Below are 21524 nucleotides of genomic sequence, written 5' to 3'. Positions count from 1 at the left end.
TCCGAATTCCCAATTGGATGCGGATTTAAAAAAAATTCCTCTATGGTAAGTAGGAGGAATTCAATAACGATGGTTCAAGCAAAGCCTTGTGCCATCTGCCTCGGCGAATGCCGAGAGGCTATTTAATGGTATAGTAGGAGTTTTTTTATGCTTGACAAAATCTTAATCAAGGGCGCGCGCGTCCACAACTTGAAAAATATTGATGTTGAGATTCCCCGCGACAAGTTTGTGGTGATCACCGGCTTATCGGGCTCCGGCAAGTCCTCGCTGGCTTTTGACACTATTTACGCCGAGGGGCAGCGCCGTTATGTGGAATCTCTTTCAGCTTACGCCCGCCAGTTTCTGGGACAAATGGACAAGCCGGATGTGGATTACATCGAAGGGCTTTCCCCGGCCATATCCATCGATCAGAAGACCACCAGCCACAACCCGCGCTCTACGGTGGGCACGGTGACGGAAATTTATGATTACTTGAGGCTGCTCTACGCCAGAATAGGACGCCCTCACTGCCCCCGCTGCGGTAAGTTGATCACCCGGCAGGCGGTGGAGCAAATGGTGGACCGCCTGGCTTCCCTTCCGGAAGGCACGCGCCTGCAGATCCTCTCGCCGGCAGTGCGCGGCAAAAAAGGCGAACATGTGAAAGTTATTGAAGACATCCGCCGGAACGGTTTCGTCAGGGTCAGGGTGGACGGCGAGGTGCTGGACACCTCAGGGGAAATCAAGCTGGACAAGAACAAGAAGCACACTATCGAGCTGGTGGTGGACCGTATTATCGTCCGGCCGGGCTTCGAGAGACGGCTCGCCGATTCGCTGGAAACCGCCCTCAAGCAAGGCGGCGGCCTGGCGGTGGCGGTAGTCGGCGGAACGGAAGAAATCACCTTCAGCGAGAATTTTGCCTGTGTCGATTGCGGCATCAGCATAATGGAAATTACACCGCGCCTGTTCTCTTTCAACAGCCCTTACGGGGCCTGTCCCGAGTGCACCGGGTTGGGTTTCAAGAAAGAGATCGACCCGGACCTGGTTATACCCGACCGGCGCAAGTCCATTGCCGGCGGGGCGATTGAAGGCTGGTCCAAAGGCGGCTACTCTTATCAGTTTCTGGAGGGAGTGGCGCGTCACTACGGCTTCAGTGTGGATACTCCGCTGCAAGAACTGGCGCCGGAACACCTGGACATTATCTTGTACGGAACGGGCGGCAACCGGATTCATTTTATTTTGCAGAATGATTTTTACGGCCGCAGACACGAAATGTACGTGCCCTTTGAAGGGGTGATTAACAACCTGTCCCGCCGCTATAAGGAAACGGCGTCGGAGCACCAGCGGGAGGAAATTGAAAACTACATGAGCAGCCGCCCCTGCCCGGCTTGCGGCGGCGCCAGGCTCAAGCCGGAGGTGCTGGCGGTGAAAGTGGGGGACCGCTCCATTACCGAGGTCACCCGCTTTTCGGTGCTGGAGGCGCGGGATTTCTTCAGCACGCTGGATTTAACCGGGCGGGAAAGAATGATTGCCCGGCAGGTTTTGAAGGAAATTAACGAGCGCCTGGGGTTTCTGGTAAATGTGGGGCTTGATTATCTTACCCTGGATCGGGGGGCGGGAACCCTTTCGGGCGGCGAGGCGCAGCGAATCAGGCTGGCCACGCAGATCGGCTCCGGGCTGATGGGTGTGCTCTATATCCTGGACGAGCCGAGCATCGGGCTGCACCAGCGGGACAACCAGCGCCTGCTCCGCACGTTGGAACGCCTGCGCGACCTGGGAAATACGTTGATTGTTGTAGAGCATGACGAAGATACAATGCTTGCCGCCGACCATATCATTGATATCGGCCCCGGCGCCGGGGTGCACGGCGGCCGGCTGGTGGCGTCCGGCAGTTATCAGGATATTGTTGACAATCCGGATTCAATTACCGGTCAGTACCTGAGCGGCAAGAAGGCCATCCCGATGCCCTTTTCCCGCCGCCAGGCCAACGGCAAGGAAGTGGTGGTGGCGGGAGCGGCGGAAAACAACTTGAAAAATATTGATGTGTCGTTCCCGCTGGGCGTGTTTATCTGCGTGACCGGGGTCTCCGGATCGGGCAAAAGCACCTTGGTGAATGATATTCTATACAGGAAACTGGCGCAGGAGCTGCACCGGGCGAGGACTCAGCCCGGGCGCTGCCGGGGCGTCGACGGCATCGAACACCTGGATAAAGTAATTGATATCAACCAGTCTCCCATCGGGCGCACGCCCCGGTCCAACCCGGCCACTTATACCGGAGTATTCAATGATATTCGCGATCTTTTCGCCATGACGCCGGAAGCGAAGATGCGCGGTTATAAAGCCGGGCGTTTTAGCTTTAACGTCAAAGGAGGGCGCTGCGAGTCCTGCCAGGGAGACGGGATTATCAAAATTGAGATGCACTTCCTGCCGGATGTATATATACCCTGCGAGGTGTGCAAGGGCCTGCGCTACAACCGGGAGACCCTGGAGGTCCGCTACAAGGGCAGGAATGTTGCCGATGTGCTGGAAATGACGGTGGACCAAGCAGTGGAGTTCTTCAGGCAAATCCCGAAAATTCATCGCAAGCTGAAGACCTTGCAGGATGTCGGCTTGGGCTATATCCGCCTCGGGCAGCCGGCTACCACCCTTTCGGGCGGCGAGGCCCAACGGGTCAAACTGGCCACGGAACTGTCCAGACGTTCCAACGGCAAGACCTTTTACATCCTGGACGAACCCACCACCGGTCTGCATACCGCCGACATCGACCATTTGCTGAAAGTGCTGCACCGGCTGGTGGATGCCGGGGATACAGTGGTAGTGATTGAGCATAACCTTGATGTGATCAAAACTGCCGACTATATTATCGACCTGGGCCCCGAAGGGGGCAACATGGGTGGTGAGGTGGTGGCAACCGGCACTCCGGAAGAAGTGGCGGCAGTATCGGAATCATATACCGGGCAGTTTCTGGGTAAAGTCCTCGCCAGGGGACCACGGCAAAGGTTTTGGAGGGAAGCGGAGGAAGAACCGCCGGCGCTGAGCAAGAGTGTTGGCGAGTGAACTTATCAATTGGGGACATTCCTCCATTCGTTGGGGACATTCCTCGACCCCATAGTTAGGCTTTAAAGAGAAGTGTGTCCCCCTTTCCATCGGGGACATTCCTCCGACCCCAAAGAAAGGCTTTAGAGAGAGGTGTGTCCCCTTTCCTTAAAGGCGGTGGTAAATTGCAACTGGAAGAAAAACTGAAACTGCTCCCCGCCAAGCCGGGGGTTTACCTTTACCGTAACGCCGACGGTGAAATAATCTATGTAGGCAAGGCGCTATCGCTAAAAAATAGAGTTCGTTCTTACTTCCAGGCAGGCGCGCAGCACCAGCCCAAAACGAAGGTAATGCTGGAAAAAGTAGCCGGCCTGGATTATATTGTCACCGACTCCGAAGTGGAGGCGCTAATCCTGGAACAGAACCTGATCAAGGAACACCGCCCCCGCTACAACGTTTTACTTAAGGATGACAAAAGCTATCCGTATCTGAAAATTACGTTGAATGAAAGCTATCCGCGAGTGCAGATTACCCGCCGGCACGTTAAAGACGGGTCAAGATATTTCGGGCCTTACACCAGGGTGGGGGCGGTAAATGAAACCTTGCGCCTTCTGAAAAAGATCTTCCCATTCCGTTCCTGCAAGCAGCGTGAACCGGCAGCAAGAGAAAGACCCTGCCTGAACCATCACATCAAGCGTTGCCTTGGCCCTTGCTGCGGGCTTACGGACCGGGAAACATACCGGGCGATGATCAACGAGGTGTGTCTTTTCCTGGAAGGGCGGCAAGAGGATCTGATCAAACACCTGACGGCCAGAATGGAAGAAGCCGCGGGAAATCTCGAGTTCGAAAAGGCCGCCGTACTGCGCGACCAATTGCGGTCGGTGCGGGAAGTAATTGAAAAACAAAAGATTATTTCAAACGGCTTTGAGGATCAGGACGTTATAGCCATGGCCAGGGCATTTGACGAGGCTTGCGTAATGGTGTTTTTTGTGCGGGGCGGCAAGCTGATCGGGCGGGATCATTTCATCCTGAAAGGCACGGAAGACCTGAGCCGCGCCGAAGTGCTCGGCGCGTTTATCAAACAGTATTATACCGGTATTGATTTTATCCCCCGGGAAGTTCTCTTGTCCGAAAGCGTTGAGGAAGAGAAGGCGGTAATTGAAGAATGGCTTACCGGCAGAAAAGGGGTCAGGGTTTTCCTGAAAACGCCCAGCCGCGGGGAGAAAAAGAAATTGGTGGAGATGGTGGCCAAAAACGCTCTTTTAACTTTGGAGCAAGTACAGAGCGATGGTGCCGCCCAAGGTGAAGAAGCGGCGGCGGCCTTGACCGAACTGGCCGGCGCGCTGGCGCTGGAGCGGCCTCCCCGCCGGCTGGAATGCTATGACATTTCCAATACCCAGGGTACCGGCAGTGTTGCCTCGATGGTTGTTTTTGAGGAAGGAAAACCTGCCAGGGACCAGTACCGGCGCTTTAAAATCCGCACTGTTACAGGGCCGGACGACTATGCCTCCATGCAGGAAGTGCTCAGGCGGCGTTTTACCCGCGCCCTGGAAGAAAAGGAGCTTTTTAGCACGGGGCAAATTTCCAGCAAGGAGGCTAAATTTTACCGTTTGCCGGACTTGGTGATCGTGGACGGCGGCAAGGGACAGCTTGCTGCCGCCCGCCGGGTTATGCGGGAACTGGGATTGGAAAAAATACCGGCTTATGGCCTGGCCAAGGAGGAAGAGCTTCTTTTTGGCGAGGGACAGCCGGATCCGGTTGCTTTGCCCCCGGATTCCCGGGCGCTCTACTTGCTGCAGCGCCTGCGGGACGAAGCGCACCGCTTCGCGGTAACTTATCACCGGAACTTGCGGGGCAAGGCCGGGTTGAAGTCATTGCTGGATGAAGTGGAGGGCATCGGTGAGGTGCGCCGCCGCGCCCTGCTAAAGGCTTTTGGCAGTATTTCCGGGATCGAAAAAGCTTCGCTGGCGGATTTGACTGCCGTTAAAGGAATGAATAAAAAAGCAGCGCTCGCTATATATGCATTTTTCCGCAAGTGAAAAACTTGTTGAATTGATTTACTTCTTATCAATATATTGTATAATATTGGTACGGGGAGGATTTATGCAGAAATTTAAATTAATTGCGGCGGATTTGGACGATACTTTACTGGACGATAATTTGCGATTGACGGACCAGGTGAAGGAAGCTATTGTCGCTGTGCGGAACACAGGTGTTCAGTTTACCATCTCCACCGGGCGGATGTACCGCTCCGCGCTACCATACGCGCAGGAACTGGGACTGGATCTGCCGCTGATCACCTACCAGGGGGCGTTGGTGAAAAACGCCTTGTCCGGGGAAGTTTTGCTATACCATCCGCTGCCGGTGCGCTACGCAAGGGAGATCGTCTCCCGGGTGCACGAACTGGGCTATCATTTGAACGCATATCTGGACGACGTGCTTTATATGGAAAATAATACCCCGGAGGGCCACCGGTACAGTCAAGTTTCCGGTGTAAAGCCTGAACTGGTGGGGGATCTTTTAAAAATACTGGATCGTGATCCCACAAAAATAGTGACAATAGCCAGGGAGCAGCTGCTTGACCGTCTCGTCGAAGAGTTAATACCTAAATATGCCGGAAAAGTGCATATTGTCAAATCAAAGCCGTATTTTTTGGAGTTTTCCCACCCAAAAGCAACAAAGGGACACGCTCTTAAAGCCTTCGCCGGGCATTTTGAGATAAAAAGAGAAGAAATCATGGCTATCGGTGACAGTTATAACGACCTGGAGATGATGAAGTACGCCGGTTTGGGTGTCGCGGTTGCCAACGCCAGGGATGACATCAAGAAAAAGGCCGGATATGTGACCACCGCGCCGAACGGCGCCGGAGTAGTTGAAGCGATCGAGAAGTTTGTGTTGGGGAGGTGAGTTGCCTGCCGGAACATTAGGTAAAGGGTGCCGGCAGTGTTTGCCTTGATGGTTGTTTTTGAGGAAGGAAAACCTGCCAGGGACCAGTCGGCGCTTTAAAATCCGCACTGTTACAGGGCCGGATGACTATGCCTCCATGCAGGAAGTGCTCAGGCGGCGTTTTACCCGCGCCTTGGAGGAAAAGGAGCTTTTGCGCACCGGGCAGCTTTCCAGCAAGGGGGCTAAATTTTACCTTTTTGCCAGATTTAGGGATCGTTGACGGCGGCAAGAGGCAGCTTTCGCCGTCCGCCGGGTCATGCGGGAACTTGGTTTGGAAAGAATACCTGCTTACGGCCTGGCCAAGGAGGAAGAACTGCTTTTCGGCGAGGGACAGCCGGATCCGGTTTCCTTGCCCCCGGACTCCCGGGCGCTCCACTTGCTGCAGCGCCTGCGGGACGAAGCGCGCCGCTTCGCGGTAACTTATCACCGACTTGCGGGGCAAGGCCGGGTTGATTTACTTCTTATTGATATATTGTATAATATTGGTGCCGGGAGGATTTATGCAGAAATTTAAATTAATCGCGGCGGATTTGGACGATACTTTACTGGACGATAATGCGCGATTGACGGACCAGGTGAAGGAAGCTATTGTGGCTGTGCGGAACACAGGTGTTCAGTTTACCGTTTCCAGCGGGCGGATGTACCGCTCCGCGCTACCATATGCGCAGGAACTGGGACTGGATCTGCCGCTGATCACCTACCAGGGGGCGTTGGTGAAAAACGCCTTGTCCGGGGAAGTTTTGCTATACCATTCGTTGCCGGTGCGCTACGCAAGGGAGATCGTCTCCCGGGTTCACGAACTGGGCTATCATATGAACACGTATCTGGACGACGTGCTTTATATGGAAAATGATACCCCGGAGGGCCGCCGGTACATTCAAATTTTCGGTGAAAAGCCTGAACTGGTGGGGGATCTTTTAAAAATACTGGAACGTGATCCTACAAGAATAATGACGATAGCCAGGGAGCAGCTGCTTGACCGTCTCGCCGAAGAGTTAATACCTAAATATGCCGGAAAAGTGCATATTGCCAAATCAAAGCCGTATTTTTTGGAGTTTTCTCACCCAAAATCAACGAAGGGATACGCTCTTGAAGCTCTCGCCAGGCATTTTGGGATAAAAAGAGAAGAAATCATGGCTATCGGTGACGGTTATAACGACCTGGAGATGCTGGAGTACGCCGGCTTGGGCGTCGCGGTTGCCAACGCCAGGGATGACATCAAGAAAAAGGCCGGATATGTGACCACCGCGCCGAACGGCGCCGGAGTAGTTGAAGCGATCGAGAAGTTTGTGTTGGGGAGGTGAGTCGCCTGCCGGAACATTATGTAATCGGGGTTGACCTCGGCGGAACGAAGATCCACACCGCCCTGGCCGCCGGAGACGGCCATATTTTAGCGGAAACAAGAGTCCCTACCGAAACTAAAAATGGGCCGTCGCACGTGATTGGGCGAATTATCGCCACCGTTGAGCAAGTCCGGGCGCAGGCTGGAGTATCCTCTGATTTTATCGATGCTGTCGCGGTGGGTTCACCCGGTCCCCTGGACATTGCCAGTGGGGTGATTCATTTTGCGCCGAACCTTGGCTGGCGCGGTATTCCCTTGAAAAAACTCCTGCGGGAGCGCCTGCGGGCGAAAGTAATGATCGATAATGACGCCAATCTGGCTGCCCTGGGTGAACATGTTTACGGAGCCGGGCGGGGCATGGATAATATGGTTTACATAACTGTCAGCACAGGGATCGGCGGGGGGTTGATCCTGAACGGACGTCTTTATCACGGTGCCACGGACGGGGCCGGGGAGATCGGACATATCACCGTGCTGCCGGATGGGCCGCTCTGTGGCTGCGGCGGCCGGGGCTGTCTTGAGTCTGTTTCTTCAGGCACTGCTATCGCGCGGGAAGCCCGGCGCCTGGTGGAACGCGGCAAGGGATTAAATATCCTGGCCCGGGCCGGGAACGAACCGGACGGGATCAGTGCCGTTACAGTGGCTGAGGCCGCGGCGGGGGGAGATCCGGAGGCAGTTTCAATTATTTCCCATGCGGCACGTTTTTTAGGAGTCGGCGTGGCGAATTTGATCAATCTGCTCAACCCGGACATGATCGTGCTGGGCGGCGGCGTGATGGAAATAGGAGAGCCCATCTGGCAGGGTGTCAGGACGGAAGTTGAGGCCCGGGCTTTAGGCGCGGCGTGCGCTCATGTTCAGGTGGTGCCGGCCGGGCTGGGCAGGCGGTCCGGTGTGCTTGGCGCGGTGGCGCTGGCGCTTCAGTTGGACTAATTATTATTCATTTAATGAAAAAGGTAATCATCACGAGCCGTGGTGCTGTCGGCGCGGAATTAATTGGGGACATTCCTTCCCTGATTTTCGGAACAGCTTCGTTAATGTTTTAACCAAGCTTTGCCTGCGCGTTTACTTTGAGGGCGATTTTGAAAAAGGCAATGGTGAATTCAGAATAAAAGCCGGGACCACTGATTATGCTATTGGTGGGAGGGGCTAAAGATGTATTTTTATGGCAAGGACGATTGGCGCACTTTTGAGCGCGGCGCCGAAAAAGAGTGGCTCGTAACAAACGGTATCGGCGGCTACGCTTCCAGTACAATTATCTGTGCCAACACCCGTAAATACCACGGATTGCTGATCGCCGCCCATAGCCCCCCCGGCAGCCGGGTGGTGCAGTTGGTGAAGTTGGACGAGCGGTTTGCCGCTGGCGGGCGTACCTATAACCTTGCTACGAACAGCACCGGTTCCGGGGTGAGTGAATCAGGTTTCATTCACCTGCAACAGGTTGAAGTTGATCCTTTACCCACGTTTACCTATAGTTTTACGGACATAATCCTGAAAAAAACAATTTTCATGATCTACGGTCAGAATACTACCGTTATTCTGTATCAAATTACAAACGGGGCTGGTCCCGGCGTTTTACGTTTGACGCCCATGGTGAACTGCCGGGGCCATCATTTTATAACTAACGCGGACCAGATTAACTTTGCCCAGAAACCGGTCAATGGCGGTGTCGCGGTAAAAGGACGGGAGGAAGTGCCCCCGTTGCTGCTCACTATCAGTGACGGCGCTTACAATTCTGTCGGCGACTGGTTCAAAGGCATGGCTTACCTGGAGGAAAAAGAGCGCGGAGAGAATTGCTTCGAGGATCACTACGTTCCCGGTTTTTTTGAGGTGCCCCTGGCTGCGGGTGAAGACAAAACTGTGGCTGTGTTCGCGTCGACAGTTGCACTCCACAGACCGGACGGCGAAAAGCTGCTTGATGAAGCAAGAGCCCGGCTGCGGGATTTGGAAAATCAAGCCGGTTATGGTGAAGCCTTTGCCCGCGTGCTGGTGCGGGCGGCGGACGCCTTTATCGTGCGGCGCCAGTCAACCGGCGCCAAAACGGTGATTGCCGGTTATCCCTGGTTTACCGATTGGGGCAGGGACACCATGATCGCCCTGCCGGGACTGACCCTGGTGACCAAGAGGTTTGAAGACGCGCGGGAAATATTGCTGACCTATGTCCGGCAATGCAAGAAGGGCCTTTTGCCGAACTGTCTCCCGGATGGGGATGAAGCTCCGCTTTACAACACTGTGGACGCTTCCCTCTGGTTTTTCCAAGCGGTATATAAATACTTGGTTTACACGGGCGATCTGGAGTTTGTCTATGACTTGGTTTACCCTGTACTGAAGGACATCGTCCACTGGTATATGGACGGAACCGATTACAATATCTTTATGGACGAAGACGGCCTGCTGAATGCGGGAACACCTGATGTTCAGCTGACCTGGATGGATGCCAAAGTTGACGGATGGGTCGTCACGCCACGGAACGGCAAACCCGTGGAGGTAAACGCCTTGTGGTACAATGCCGTCTGCGTGTTGGAAATCCTGGCCGCCGTCTACGGGGAGCAGCCGGCTTACCATTATTTGATTGACAGGATAAAGGAAAGCTTTACCGGCAGTTTTTGGAGTGAAAAAGAGGGTTATCTTTGTGATGTAATTTCACCTGAAGAAAAAGACTGGCGGGTCCGGCCGAACCAGTTGCTGGCGGTCAGCCTGCCCTACAGCATGCTGACCGGAGAGCAGGCGCGCCGGGTTGTGCGCAAAGTTTGGCAGGAACTCTATGTTGCTTATGGCATCCGCAGCCTTTCTCCGGAATACGGTGAATACAAAGGAATTTATACCGGGGATCGCGTTCAGCGGGACGGCTCTTATCACCAGGGGACTGCCTGGAGTTGGCTGATGGGGCCTTTTGTCACCGCTTACCGGAAGGCGTACGACTATAGCGCGTCCAGCCGCGAGCAGGCTTATCGTTTTCTTTTGCCTTTCCGCAGTCATTTGCGCGACCGGGGTGTTGGCCAGGTTTCCGAGATATTTGACGGCAATGAGCCTATAGCCCCACGGGGCTGTTTCGCCCAGGCCTGGGGGGTTGCCGAGGTGCTGCGGGCTTATGTTGAAGACGTGCTGGAAATCCGGCCTCAGGCGCTGGAGAAAATAGAAGCCTTAGCGAGGAGGTAATGATATGTCCCAGCTTGTTGATTTAAACCAGGAGGATGAGTTACGCCGTATAGACACCATCGGTATGTTCGCGGCGCTGGACGGCCTGCCCGGCCAGTGTGCCAGGGCCTGCCGGGAGTTGGTTGAAAAAGTTCAGTTGCCGGAAATTAAGGCCATATCCAACATCGTGGTCACCGGTCTGGGCGGTTCGGCAATTGGCGGGGATTTGCTGAGGGTTTACGCCGCCGGTCAGATTTCAGTTCCCATTACTGTGAACAGGGATTATGTGCTGCCCAAGTTTGTCGGGCCTGATACCCTGGTCTTTGCCGTCAGCTATTCCGGAAATACGGAGGAAACGCTGAGCGCTTACTCTGAGGCGCGGAACAGGGGGGCGTCTGTCGTTGCCATCACCACCGGCGGCAAGCTGGGTGAAGCGGCCAAGAAAGATAGTTTTCCGGTGATTGAAATTCCCGGCGGCATTTCACCCAGGTCGGCCACCGGCTATTTGTTCATTCCCACTTTGAAGGTCTTGAACAGGCTTGGCCTGTTGTCCGACGTGACAGAAGAACTTGACGAAATGATTGATTTAATCGGCAATATGCGTGCAAAGCTTGGTCCGGCAGTTATGGAAGCGGAAAACCCGGCCAAACAAATTGCCCGCAAACTTCAAGGCAGAATCCCCGTAATTTGGGGTTCCGCCGGCACTACCGAGGTTGTTGCCCAGCGCTGGAAGGGTCAGATTAACGAAAACGCCAAATCTCCGGCTTACTGGAATGTGCTGCCTGAGCTTAACCACAATGAGATTGTGGGTTTGGAGTTCCCGCCTGAAATCTTAAAGAAGATTCATATCATCATTCTCAGGGACGAGCGGGATCATCCACGTGTGCAAAAGAGAATTGAGATAACGAAAGAAGTGATTCAAAATGCGGTCGACGGCTATACCGAGGTGCGGGCCACCGGTAGCGGTGTTCTGGCAAGGTTATATTCCCTGATTTACACTGGGGATTTTGCAAGTGTTTATCTGGCCGCCCTGAATGGTGTGGACCCTGGCCCGGTTAAGGTTATCGATCTTCTTAAAAAGGAGCTGCAAAACCGCTGAAGCGACAAACTTTTTCCGGCATTTTCTTGCAGTTTAATTTGGCCGCCGTTATAATAAGAGTATTTTAGGAATAGAATACTGTTTTAAAGGGGGTATGGGTTACGCAAAGGCTCGTTATTGTTACCGGTTTGTCTGGAGCCGGCAAAACCCAGGCTTTACACAGCCTGGAAGATCTGGGTTTTTTCTGCGTGGACAACCTGCCTCCGGCGCTGATCCCGAAATTCGCTGAACTCTGTGCACAAGCGGCCAATAAAATTAATAAAATAGCATTAGTTGTAGACATCAGGGGCGGGGAGTTCTTTGACACCTTCTTTGAAGTATTGTCTGACCTTGACGCCAAGGACATCAGGTGCGAAATACTTTTTCTCGAGGCTTCAAATGAAACACTGGTGCGGCGTTTCAAGGAGTCCAGGCGGCGTCACCCCTTAAGCACGTACGGAGAGGTGCTGGAAGGGATACAGGAGGAAAGAAGCCGTTTGGAAGATTTACGGGGCAGGGCGAACAAAATAATCGACACCTCAAATATGGCGGTGCAGCAGTTAAAAGAGGTGATTAACGGTATCTTTGCCGACAACGCCTGTGCCTCCGGGTTGCATATCACGGTTATTTCGTTTGGGTTTAAATACGGCATACCTCTTGATTCGGACCTGGTTTTTGATGTCCGTTTTCTGCCGAATCCGTACTACCAGAGTAACTTAAGGCCTTTTACCGGCAACGACGCGGTTGTTCGTGAATATGTTTTCAGTTTTCCGTTGACGAGTGAATTTATGGAAAAATTCTCAGATTTGGTCCAGTTTCTTATCCCCCAGTATTCCAAGGAAGGTAAAACCACTCTGATGATTGCTGTCGGGTGTACCGGAGGTATGCATCGTTCCGTAACCCTGGCTAACCGTTTGGGGGAAATATTATCTGAAAAGAATTTCCGGGTGACCGTACGTCACCGGGATATCAACCGTTCAAATTAATTTAGGAGATTCAGAAGAAGATGATCATAATCAAGTGGTTCTATCCGGGCATGCGGGTAAAACGCTGGTTGTTCATGGCTCTGGGGGGACTTGTGTTTGCCGGGGTGGGTATTGACTTGTTTACCGGCGGCATGGTTTCCAGTGACATAGCCGATTTCGTTCATCAGCTGGAAAAGAGCTATATTGTTCAGAGTAACAGTGTCATCGCAGGGGTCTTTGTTGTTGCTATGGGTATAGCTGTAATGAGCGTCGGCCTGTTGAAAGCGTTGCAATCGGTAGCCTCTGTGCTTTTGCCCGGGCAGGAGGGCAGGTTGGCTGAGTTTATTTACGAGAAGCGCAGCCTCAGGCGCGGGCCCAAAATCGTGGTGATAGGCGGAGGCACCGGGTTGTCCGTGCTGCTGAGAGGGTTGAAGAAATATACCAGCAACCTTACAGCCATAGTTACTGTAGCCGACGACGGAGGAAGTTCCGGCCGCCTGCGGGGCGATTTGGGTATTTTGCCGCCCGGTGACATTCGTAACTGTCTGGTAGCTCTTGCTGATAAAGAACCACTGATGGAAGAGTTGCTGCAGTACCGTTTTACAACTGGTGAACTAGCGGGCCATTGCATGGGCAATCTGCTTTTAGCCGCGCTGACCGGTGTGTCCGGCAGCTTTGACCAGGCCGTGCGCGGGCTGAGCAAGGTTCTGGCCGTGCGGGGGCGAGTGCTGCCGGCAACTTTGTCGAACATCACCTTGTGTGCTGAATTGGCAGATGGGACAGTGGTGCAGGGAGAGTCCAGCATTACCCGGAGCCAGGGTAAAATAAAACGAGTATTTATCAAGCCGCAGCGCTGTCTGCCGTTAGCCGAGGCGCTGGCCGCCATCCAGGCGGCCGACGCTGTTGTGCTGGGGCCGGGCAGTCTTTACACCAGCGTTATTCCGAACTTGCTGGTGAAAGGGATTCCCGAGGCTCTGGCCAGGTCTTCGGCTATTAAAATATATGTCTGCAATGTGATGACCCAGCCGGGCGAGACGGATGACTACACCGGTTCGGAACACCTCCGCGCGATTATCGCCCATGCCGGAAAATTTCTTGATTACGTTTTGCTTAACACCGGTCAGATTCCGGCCAGACTGCGCGTCCGCTACCGGCAGGACGGCGCCAGCCCTGTTTTAGCGGACCTGGAGAAAATAGAAGAGCTGGGGGTAACTGCTGTAGGTGAAAACCTGATTCACGAGACCCAAGTCGTGCGCCACCATCCGGATCAACTGGCCCAGGGGATTCTGCGCCTGATTATGTCACCGAACGGGTCCCAGGATCGGGTTCACTATCTTCATGAGCGCCGGAAGGCGGTTTATAATCAGGAGTTTTCCGGCGTTAAATCACGTTAAGTTTTGGAAAATAACCTGGATAAAATTATTCAGGAGGCGGGAACCCCGTCTCTTTTTGTTATATGTGTTATTCTCTTTTTGTTATTATGTTATAATATATAAGGAAGAAAGAAGGTTAGTGGTTTGTCTTTTTCGGCGGCAACAAAAAATGAGCTGGCCCGCGTCACCAGCCGGCAGTCATGCTGCCGTCTGGCTGAATTGGCTGCCCTGGTCAGGATGGACGGCAGTATTCAGATTAATGGAGAGCGGCTTGTGTCACTGCATATTGCCACGGAAAACGCCGCAGTCGCCAGAAAGATACTCTCCATGATCAAGAGTCTGTTTGACATGCGCACTGAGGTGCTGGTGCAGAGAAAAACCCGCCTCCGCAAAAACAATGTTTATTTGGTGCGTATTCCTCCCCAGCCGGAAGTAGATACGCTTTTGAACAGGTTGGGCATGATTGACCAGGACGGCCGGTTGATCAACAACGTGCGGGAAGACTTGTTAAAGAAGGAGTGCTGCCGCCGCGCCTACTTGCGGGGAGTTTTTCTCGGCGGCGGTTCGGTGAACAGCCCTGAAGGCACTTACCACCTCGAATTAATTACCGATAACGAAAAACATGCCGGCTATATCGGCAGGCTGATGCAAAAATTGAGACTGCCGGCCAAAGTAAGTGAGAGAAAAAACTGGCATGTTGTTTACTTGAAGGGCAGTGAACAGATAGTCCGTTTTTTAAATATCATCGGCGCCCACTCGGCGTTGCTCAACTTTGAAAACGCCAGGATATACAAGGACATGCGCAATCAGGTCAACCGCCTGGTTAATTGCGAAACCGCCAACTTGAACAAAACTGTTAACGCATCGGTCCGGCAGTTGGAAAATATCAAATTGGTGAGAGATACTATGGGTTTTGAGCATATTCCCGTTTCTCTGCGTGAAGTGGCTGAGTTGCGGGTTAAATACCCTGACGCGAGTCTTAAAGAATTAGGAGATTTTGCACAGCCCCGCTTAAGCAAGTCCGGTATTAACCACCGTTTGCGGAAAATTGAAGAAATAGCTGAAAAGATCAGGGGAAAGAAGTTCTAAAATAAAAAATTTATGGTATTTTGCTGGTGCGTATCTAACAATTACCTGCTGAATATTATGAAATGTATGAGTGTTTGGCAGGAATAAGCCTTTTCTTTAGTGAATTATTACTTTGAAATAAGTTCTCCGGGGGTGTGGACTTTTTATGCAGATGGGTTATAATCTTAACTTGGAACAGACCCAAAAGTTAGTCATGACACCCAAGCTGTGCCAGGCTATTACTGTGCTGCAGCTTTCTTCCCTGGAACTCTCTGCGTATATTGAACAGCAGCTCGAAGAAAACCCCTTGTTGGAGTTGCGGGAAGACGGTGTGTTTGATGACGTGGATAAAACCGGCGAGCCGGAAGCGGAAAAGCAGGATAATGGATTTAACTGGGAAGATTATTTCGAAGATCAATACCATGACGGCAGGGACGGCGGGATTATCCAAAAAGAAAGACAGCAGAAACAGATGGGATACGGTTACGAAAAATTCCTGTCTCAGACCCCCACTTTGTCTGATTATCTCCTGTCGCAGTTGAATCTAACCTCGTGCTACGGGACGGATAAGTTAATCGGGGAATATTTGATCGGCAACATAGACGACAATGGTTATCTGAGAGTCTCTCTCGCAGAAGTGCGGGAGCGGTTAAATGTTGATTTAAACAGAGTAGTTAAAGTTTTGCATTTAGTACAGAGTTTTGAGCCGGTGGGAGTAGGCGCCCGGAACTTGCAGGAATGCTTGTTGATTCAGATTGAGCGTTTAGGTATTAAAGACGATGTTACCAGTAGATTAATCAACCAACATTTAACCGACTTGGCTAAGGGGAGGCTTGTCAAAATAGCTCACAACCTGGGTGTGTCGATACGGGAAGTGCAGCAGTCCTCCGATCTGATTAAAACGCTTGACCCGAAACCAGGCCGTAATTTCACCGGTATGAACGACGCGTGTTATATTATACCTGATGTTGTTTTGGAAAAGGTGGGAGAAGAGTATATAATCCTGGTGAACGATGTCACCGTTCCGCGAGTAACTATTAACTCGGCGTATCGATCTGTATTGAATAAAGAAAACAATATTGATTCTGATACTCGCCGTTTTGTGGAAAATAAGCTCAATGCTGCTGTTTGGCTGATCCGGAGCATTGAGCAGCGGCGTTTGACTTTGTACAAGGTTGCCAGTTGTCTGGTTGAGTTGCAGAGGGATTTTCTGGATAGCGGTATTAAATACCTTAAGCCCCTGAACCTGAAAAAGGTCGCTGAAATTGTTGGTATCCACGAGTCAACGGTAAGCAGGGCCACTTCGAATAAATATATTCAGACTCCCCGCGGTGTTTTCGAGATGAAGTGTTTCTTTGCGACCGGGCTGAACAACGATGCCGGGACTAAAATTTCGGCGGGAAGCATTAAGAAATTACTTCAAGAGATTATCGCCGGGGAAGATAACAGGTATCCTCTAAACGACCAGAAGATAGCCGATATTTTTAGTCTGAGAGGGATACGTATTTCCCGGCGCACTGTGGCCAAGTACCGGGATGAACTGGGTATACCGGCTGTTCAGAAAAGAAAAAGGTATTAAATTGCAGGAGGCAGAATTCAGACACCCATGAAGCTTCGCTTTTTCGCCATTAGTATGGATGAAAATGATAAAGGTTTATTTTCGGAAGCAGTATTAGAGTGATTTCAAGATAAATAAACCATTCGCTCATGCTAACTGCTGAATTCTGAATACTTGAATAATTTCCGGGGTATGGCTAAAGTCATACCCTGATTTTTATTATGGAAAATTATATTGTCGAGAAGGAATTTGAAGAGCAAGTGAAGAATAAAGTATGTAATAATTAAATAAAATAGGCTCAATATGGTACACTAATGAAGGGAGTGGGTAACACTAATGGGGTGAAAATAGGGATTAATGGTCAAGGACGGATTGGTCGCGATCTGTTAAGAGGCGCTCTGAAGCGCCCGGATCTTGATGTCGTAGCGGTTAACCACAAAACCAGCCGGCTTTCAGTTTCAGAGACTTATGCGGAATCAGTCGCGCACATGATTAAATATGATTCGGTACATGGCGTTTATGACGCGGATATTCAAGTTAAAGATGGAAACTTTGTTATTAACGGAAAGGAAATCAAATTATTTGCGGAAGGTGATCCCACACTCCTGCCATGGAAGGAATTAGGCGTTGACATAGTACTTGAGTCCACCGGCAAATTTAACAACCCGGCGAATGCGGCGAAACACCTGCAGGCAGGGGCTAAAAAAGTCCTCTTGAGCGCCCCGGCCAAGGGCGGAGAGTGCTTAACGGTAGTTATGGGCGTTAATGAGGGTACGTATGACCCGGCGCAGCATCACGTGGTTTCCAATGCTTCCTGCACAACCAACTGCCTGGCGCCGGTGGCCAAAGTCCTTAACGACAAGTTTGGCATTGTCAAAGGGGTTATGACTACCGTGCACGCTTATACCAATGATCAGCAAATCTTGGATATGCCCCACCGGGACACGCGGCGTGCCAGAGCGGCCAACCTTTCCATTATACCTACCAGCACCGGTGCCGCTAAAGCGGTGGGACTGGTACTCCCGGAATTGAAGGGCAAACTAAACGGTTTCGCCATGCGGGTGCCGACTCCGAATGTGTCTGTGGTGGATCTGGTGGTGGAATTATCCAAGAAGACCAGTGCGGAAGAAATCAACGCGGCTTTTAAAGAGGCTTCGGAAGGAGCTCTCAAAGGGATTATGGAGTACTGCGAACTGCCGCTGGTATCAATAGACTTCAACGGCAACCCGCACTCGACTATTATTGACGCGCTTTCAACCATGGTCATGGAAGGGAATATGGCTAAAGTAATTGCCTGGTACGACAATGAGTGGGGATATTCCCAACGGTTGCTGGATCTGACTTCTTATGTCGCTTCTAAGGGCTTATAGGTGTAAATGTGGTCGCGGTGTTGCCCGCCGGCAACCCGCGACTATTTATAAGGAGGTGTATGAAAAATAGCCAAAAAAACTGTGCGCGACCTGGATGTGGCCGGCAAACGGGTGCTGGTCCGGGTGGATTTTAATGTTCCGGTGGATAAAAACGGCCAGGTGTCCGACGATACCCGGATCAAGGCGGCCCTTCCCACTATAAATTATCTTCTTGAAAAAAAGGCTAAAGTCATTCTGGCTTCACATCTCGGGCGCCCCAAAGGAAAAATAGACGACAAGTACAGGATGGACCCTGTAGCCAAGCGGCTCTCGGAATTGCTCGGGTTTTCAGTCCGAAAAGTTGACGATTGTATCGGTGAATTGCCGCAGGCCGCTATTAGCGGTATGCAGGTCGGGGATGTGGTTCTCCTCGAAAATGTCCGGTTCCATCCCGAAGAAGAGAAAAACAATGAAGAATTTGCCCGGAAGCTGTCCGAGTTGGCTGATATTTATGTTAACGATGCGTTCGGGACAGCCCACCGCGCCCACGCTTCCACTGAAGGAGTGGCTAAATTCCTGCCTGCCGTGGCCGGCTTCCTGATGGAGGGCGAACTGGCAATGCTCGGCAAGCTCCTGTCGGCGCCGGAAAGGCCTTTTATGGCCATCATGGGCGGGGCAAAAGTGTCCGATAAAATACCGGTTATCGCAAATTTATTTAACAAGGTCGACAGCCTGGTCATCGGCGGCGGTATGGCCAACACCTTTTTGAGCGCTACCGGCTGCGATACAGGCAAGTCACTTGTTGAGGCAGACAAGGTCGAACTGGCGAAAGACTTGATCGAAGAGGCTAAGAGCAAGGGGATAGACTTCCTGTTGCCTGTTGACGTTGTAATCGCGCCGGAAGCGTCGCCGGACGCAGAGCATAAAACCGTACCGGTAAGCCAGATCCCCGACGACTGGATGGCGCTGGATATCGGGCCGGAGTCGGTAAAACTTTTTGTTGAAGCCTTAAAATCAGCTAAAACCATTATGTGGAACGGTCCCATGGGTGTCTTTGAAATGGAGCCGTTTGCCAAAGGTACGGAAGCCGTGGCCGGCGCGCTGGCCACGATAGAGGCGACAACCGTAATTGGGGGCGGCGATTCGGTAGCGGCGGTGAAAAAAGCCGGAGTTGCCGAAAAGATGACCCACATTTCCACCGGCGGCGGCGCGTCCCTGGAGTTTCTTGAAGGCAAGCAGCTGCCCGGGGTAGTGGCTCTACTTGATAAATAGTGAATTCCAGTTGATGATTGGGGGGGCTGATGAAAATGATAATAAAGCGCAAGCCCATAATTGCCGGAAATTGGAAGATGTATAAGACGGTTTCCCAAGCTTTGGCGTTTGTCAATGAATTAAAGCGGGCAGTAGACGAAATCAAGGACGTTGAGGTCGTCGTGTGTCCGCCTTTTACTGCCTTGTTTCAAGTGTCTGAGGCGCTGCGCGGCACCGGCATCGGTGTGGGCGCGCAGAATGTGTACTGGGTGGACGAAGGCGCTTTTACCGGTGAAATATCACCCTTGATGTTAAAAGAGGCCGGCTGTTCATATGTAATCATCGGCCACTCCGAGCGCAGGCAGTATTTCGGAGAAGTTGATGATTATGTTAATCGCAAGATTAAAGCCGTTTTGGCGCACGGCCTGACCCCGATAATGTGCGTGGGTGAACGGATCGAGGAGCGGGAGTCGGGTATTACAGAGAAAATAATAAAAACTCAAACAGAGGCGGGGCTGGCCGGCCTGGTGGCCGACCAAGCGGCCGGGCTGGTAATCGCCTACGAGCCGGTTTGGGCCATTGGTACGGGAAAAACCGCTTCAGACGCGGACGCTCAGCAAGTGATCGGGTTTATCCGCAAGCTGGTAAGTGACCTATACGGCGCGGATGTGGCGGCAAAGGTGCGTATCCAGTACGGCGGCAGCGTAAAACCGCAAAACGCCGCGGGCCTGATGGCGCAGCCGGATATCGACGGCGCCCTGGTGGGCGGCGCCAGCCTGGATGTGGACAGTTTTTCAGGTATAGTAAAAGCAGCCGCCGGAGTTTAGATTCTATTCTGACATCCGACTTCCGACGACTGACGACCGAAACCGGAGGTTCCTGATTTGAAGACAAATAAAAAACCCCTGGTCCTGGTAATAATGGACGGCTGGGGTCTTAGTTCCAGGGTTGAAGGCAACGCTATCGCCCGCGCAAACACGCCAAATGTGGATAGCTGCCTGGCCAGCTACCCTCACTGCGCCCTCGTTTGCTCCGGTGAGGAAGTAGGCCTCCCCGAAGGTCAAATGGGCAACTCGGAAGTGGGTCACTTGAACATCGGCGCCGGCCGGGTGGTCTACCAGGAATTTACCCGGATAAACCGGGCTGTCAGGGACAAAAGTTTTTTTGAGAACAAGATATTGCTGGAATCCGTCAAACATGTCAAAAAGAATGGTTCCGCACTCCACCTGATGGGGTTGCTGTCTGATGGCGGTGTGCACAGTCACATTAATCATTTGTTTGCCTTGTTGGAGCTGGCGGCGCGGGAAAATCTTAACCAGGTGTTTGTTCACGCTTTCCTTGACGGGCGGGATGTGCCGCCCGCCAACGCCAAAGAATACTTTACCCTTCTCGAAGCCAAGTTTGTTGAATTGGGCTTCGGAGCGGTGGCGACGGTAATGGGCCGTTATTACGCCATGGACAGGGACCGCCGCTGGGAGCGTGTGGAGCAGGCCTATAACGCCATGGTTTGCGGGGACGGAATTCAGGCGAATAGTCCGTTCGACGCGGTAGACCTCGGGTACGGCAGGGGAGAAACAGATGAATTCATCCGGCCGACGGTAATCGCGCGGGAGGGTGGCAAACTGGTGGCTGGAGTATCTGACGGTGACGCCATCATATTTTACAACTTTCGCCCGGACCGGGCGCGCGAGTTGACCCGTGCTTTTATAGATGAGGATTTTGACGGGTTTGCCCGTCGTGACGGGTATCCGAAGGTGCATTTCACCTGCATGACGCTGTATGACAAGACCATTAAAGCGCCTGTGGCTTTTGAGCCGCAGCGGTTGGGTAACACCTTAGGCCAGGTGTTCAGCGACAATGGAATCGTTCAGTTAAGGCTTGCCGAGACGGAAAAATACGCGCATGTGACGTTTTTCTTTAACGGTGGTGTTGAAGCGCCCAACCCGGGTGAAGAAAGAATTCTGATTCCCTCTCCCAAAGTGGCGACTTACGACCTGAAGCCGGAAATGAGCGCGGTTGAAGTTACCGATACATTTTTAGAACAACTGAACACGGGCAAGTTCGATGTAATCATCATGAACTATGCGAACGCCGACATGGTCGGGCATACCGGTGTTATGGACGCGGCTGTCAGCGCGGTGGAGACTGTGGACCGTTGCCTGGGCAGAGTGATCCCGGCCGTGCTGGAAAAGAACGGCACTGTTCTGATCACCGCGGACCACGGCAACGCTGATGAAATGATCGATGAAAACGGCGAGGTCTTTACCGCCCACACCACTAATCCGGTGCCATTTTTGATGATCCGCCGCGATGCAACAGGTGTTTTCCTGCGTGACGGAAGCCTGGAGGACATTGCCCCAACCATGCTTGAACTGCTGAATATTCCCAAGCCGCGGGAAATGACCGGTAAATCGTTAATGCAAAATGCCAGTACAATTAAATAAGGG

The 21524-nt window shown here is 52.4% G+C and carries 15 protein-coding genes and 1 pseudogene; all 16 read left to right on the top strand.

Annotated elements, in window-relative coordinates; translation table 11 throughout:
* Nucleotides 1-147: 147 nt before the first annotated feature.
* The 16 genes and pseudogenes from uvrA (at nucleotide 148) to gpmI (ending at nucleotide 21521) form a co-directional block, all read left to right on the top strand.
* Nucleotides 148-3033, top strand: coding sequence for an excinuclease ABC subunit UvrA (gene uvrA, locus L9W92_RS05900; RefSeq protein ID WP_240082812.1), 2886 nt, complete (start codon nucleotides 148-150; stop codon nucleotides 3031-3033).
* A 164-nt stretch (nucleotides 3034-3197) separates the two neighbouring features.
* Entirely contained in the window at nucleotides 3198-5051 is a 1854-nt protein-coding gene (gene uvrC / locus L9W92_RS05895; RefSeq protein WP_240082811.1) for an excinuclease ABC subunit UvrC, read from the top strand.
* 64 nt (nucleotides 5052-5115) lie between these two features.
* A complete protein-coding gene (locus L9W92_RS05890) occupies nucleotides 5116-5919 on the top strand; it encodes a Cof-type HAD-IIB family hydrolase (protein WP_240082810.1) in 804 nt (267 codons plus the stop codon).
* A gap of 136 nt (nucleotides 5920-6055) precedes the next feature.
* Nucleotides 6056-6472 (top strand): annotated as a pseudogene (locus L9W92_RS05885) (hypothetical protein).
* A complete protein-coding gene (locus tag L9W92_RS05880; protein ID WP_240082809.1) occupies nucleotides 6459-7262 on the top strand; it encodes a Cof-type HAD-IIB family hydrolase in 804 nt (267 codons plus the stop codon). The pseudogene L9W92_RS05885 and the gene L9W92_RS05880 overlap by 14 nt, the downstream one beginning before the upstream one ends.
* On the top strand, nucleotides 7259-8230 hold the full coding sequence (locus L9W92_RS05875) for an ROK family protein (protein ID WP_240082808.1): 972 nt from the start codon (nucleotides 7259-7261) through the stop codon (nucleotides 8228-8230). The genes L9W92_RS05880 and L9W92_RS05875 overlap by 4 nt, the downstream gene beginning before the upstream one ends.
* A 222-nt stretch (nucleotides 8231-8452) precedes the next feature.
* A complete protein-coding gene (locus L9W92_RS05870) occupies nucleotides 8453-10456 on the top strand; it encodes an amylo-alpha-1,6-glucosidase (protein WP_240082807.1) in 2004 nt (667 codons plus the stop codon).
* Between the two features lie 4 nt (nucleotides 10457-10460).
* Nucleotides 10461-11534: a bifunctional phosphoglucose/phosphomannose isomerase gene (locus L9W92_RS05865; protein ID WP_240082806.1), complete on the top strand. Its 1074-nt coding sequence runs from the start codon at nucleotides 10461-10463 to the stop codon at nucleotides 11532-11534.
* A 116-nt stretch (nucleotides 11535-11650) separates the two neighbouring features.
* Nucleotides 11651-12499 carry an RNase adapter RapZ gene (gene rapZ, locus L9W92_RS05860; protein ID WP_286725103.1) on the top strand — a complete coding sequence of 283 codons (849 nt, stop codon included), beginning with the start codon at nucleotides 11651-11653 and terminating at the stop codon, nucleotides 12497-12499.
* A gap of 20 nt (nucleotides 12500-12519) precedes the next feature.
* On the top strand, nucleotides 12520-13872 hold the full coding sequence (gene mgfK / locus L9W92_RS05855) for a gluconeogenesis morphogenetic factor MgfK (protein WP_240082804.1): 1353 nt from the start codon (nucleotides 12520-12522) through the stop codon (nucleotides 13870-13872).
* Between the two features lie 123 nt (nucleotides 13873-13995).
* A complete protein-coding gene (gene whiA, locus L9W92_RS05850; protein WP_240082803.1) occupies nucleotides 13996-14940 on the top strand; it encodes a DNA-binding protein WhiA in 945 nt (314 codons plus the stop codon).
* Between the two features lie 145 nt (nucleotides 14941-15085).
* Nucleotides 15086-16498, top strand: coding sequence for an RNA polymerase factor sigma-54 (rpoN, locus tag L9W92_RS05845; protein ID WP_240082802.1), 1413 nt, complete (start codon nucleotides 15086-15088; stop codon nucleotides 16496-16498).
* A gap of 302 nt (nucleotides 16499-16800) precedes the next feature.
* The gene (gene gap / locus L9W92_RS05840; protein WP_240082801.1) at nucleotides 16801-17847 is read left to right on the top strand and encodes a type I glyceraldehyde-3-phosphate dehydrogenase; all 1047 of its coding nucleotides are present in this window, start codon (nucleotides 16801-16803) and stop codon (nucleotides 17845-17847) included.
* A 66-nt stretch (nucleotides 17848-17913) separates the two neighbouring features.
* Nucleotides 17914-19098 carry a phosphoglycerate kinase gene (locus L9W92_RS05835; RefSeq protein ID WP_240082819.1) on the top strand — a complete coding sequence of 395 codons (1185 nt, stop codon included), beginning with the start codon at nucleotides 17914-17916 and terminating at the stop codon, nucleotides 19096-19098.
* A 35-nt stretch (nucleotides 19099-19133) separates the two neighbouring features.
* Complete coding sequence (gene tpiA, locus L9W92_RS05830) at nucleotides 19134-19904, top strand: triose-phosphate isomerase (protein WP_240082800.1); 771 nt, start codon at nucleotides 19134-19136, stop codon at nucleotides 19902-19904.
* A 57-nt stretch (nucleotides 19905-19961) separates the two neighbouring features.
* Nucleotides 19962-21521, top strand: coding sequence for a 2,3-bisphosphoglycerate-independent phosphoglycerate mutase (gene gpmI, locus L9W92_RS05825; RefSeq protein ID WP_282442297.1), 1560 nt, complete (start codon nucleotides 19962-19964; stop codon nucleotides 21519-21521).
* The last annotated feature ends 3 nt before the right edge of the window (nucleotides 21522-21524 follow it).

Origin of the sequence: Pelotomaculum terephthalicicum JT (assembly GCF_022410535.1) — a bacterium.
Lineage (GTDB): Bacteria > Bacillota > Desulfotomaculia > Desulfotomaculales > Pelotomaculaceae > Pelotomaculum_D > Pelotomaculum_D terephthalicicum.
The sequence above is the reverse complement of the archived record's forward strand: the minus strand, read 5'-3'. Positions and strand labels throughout refer to the sequence as shown.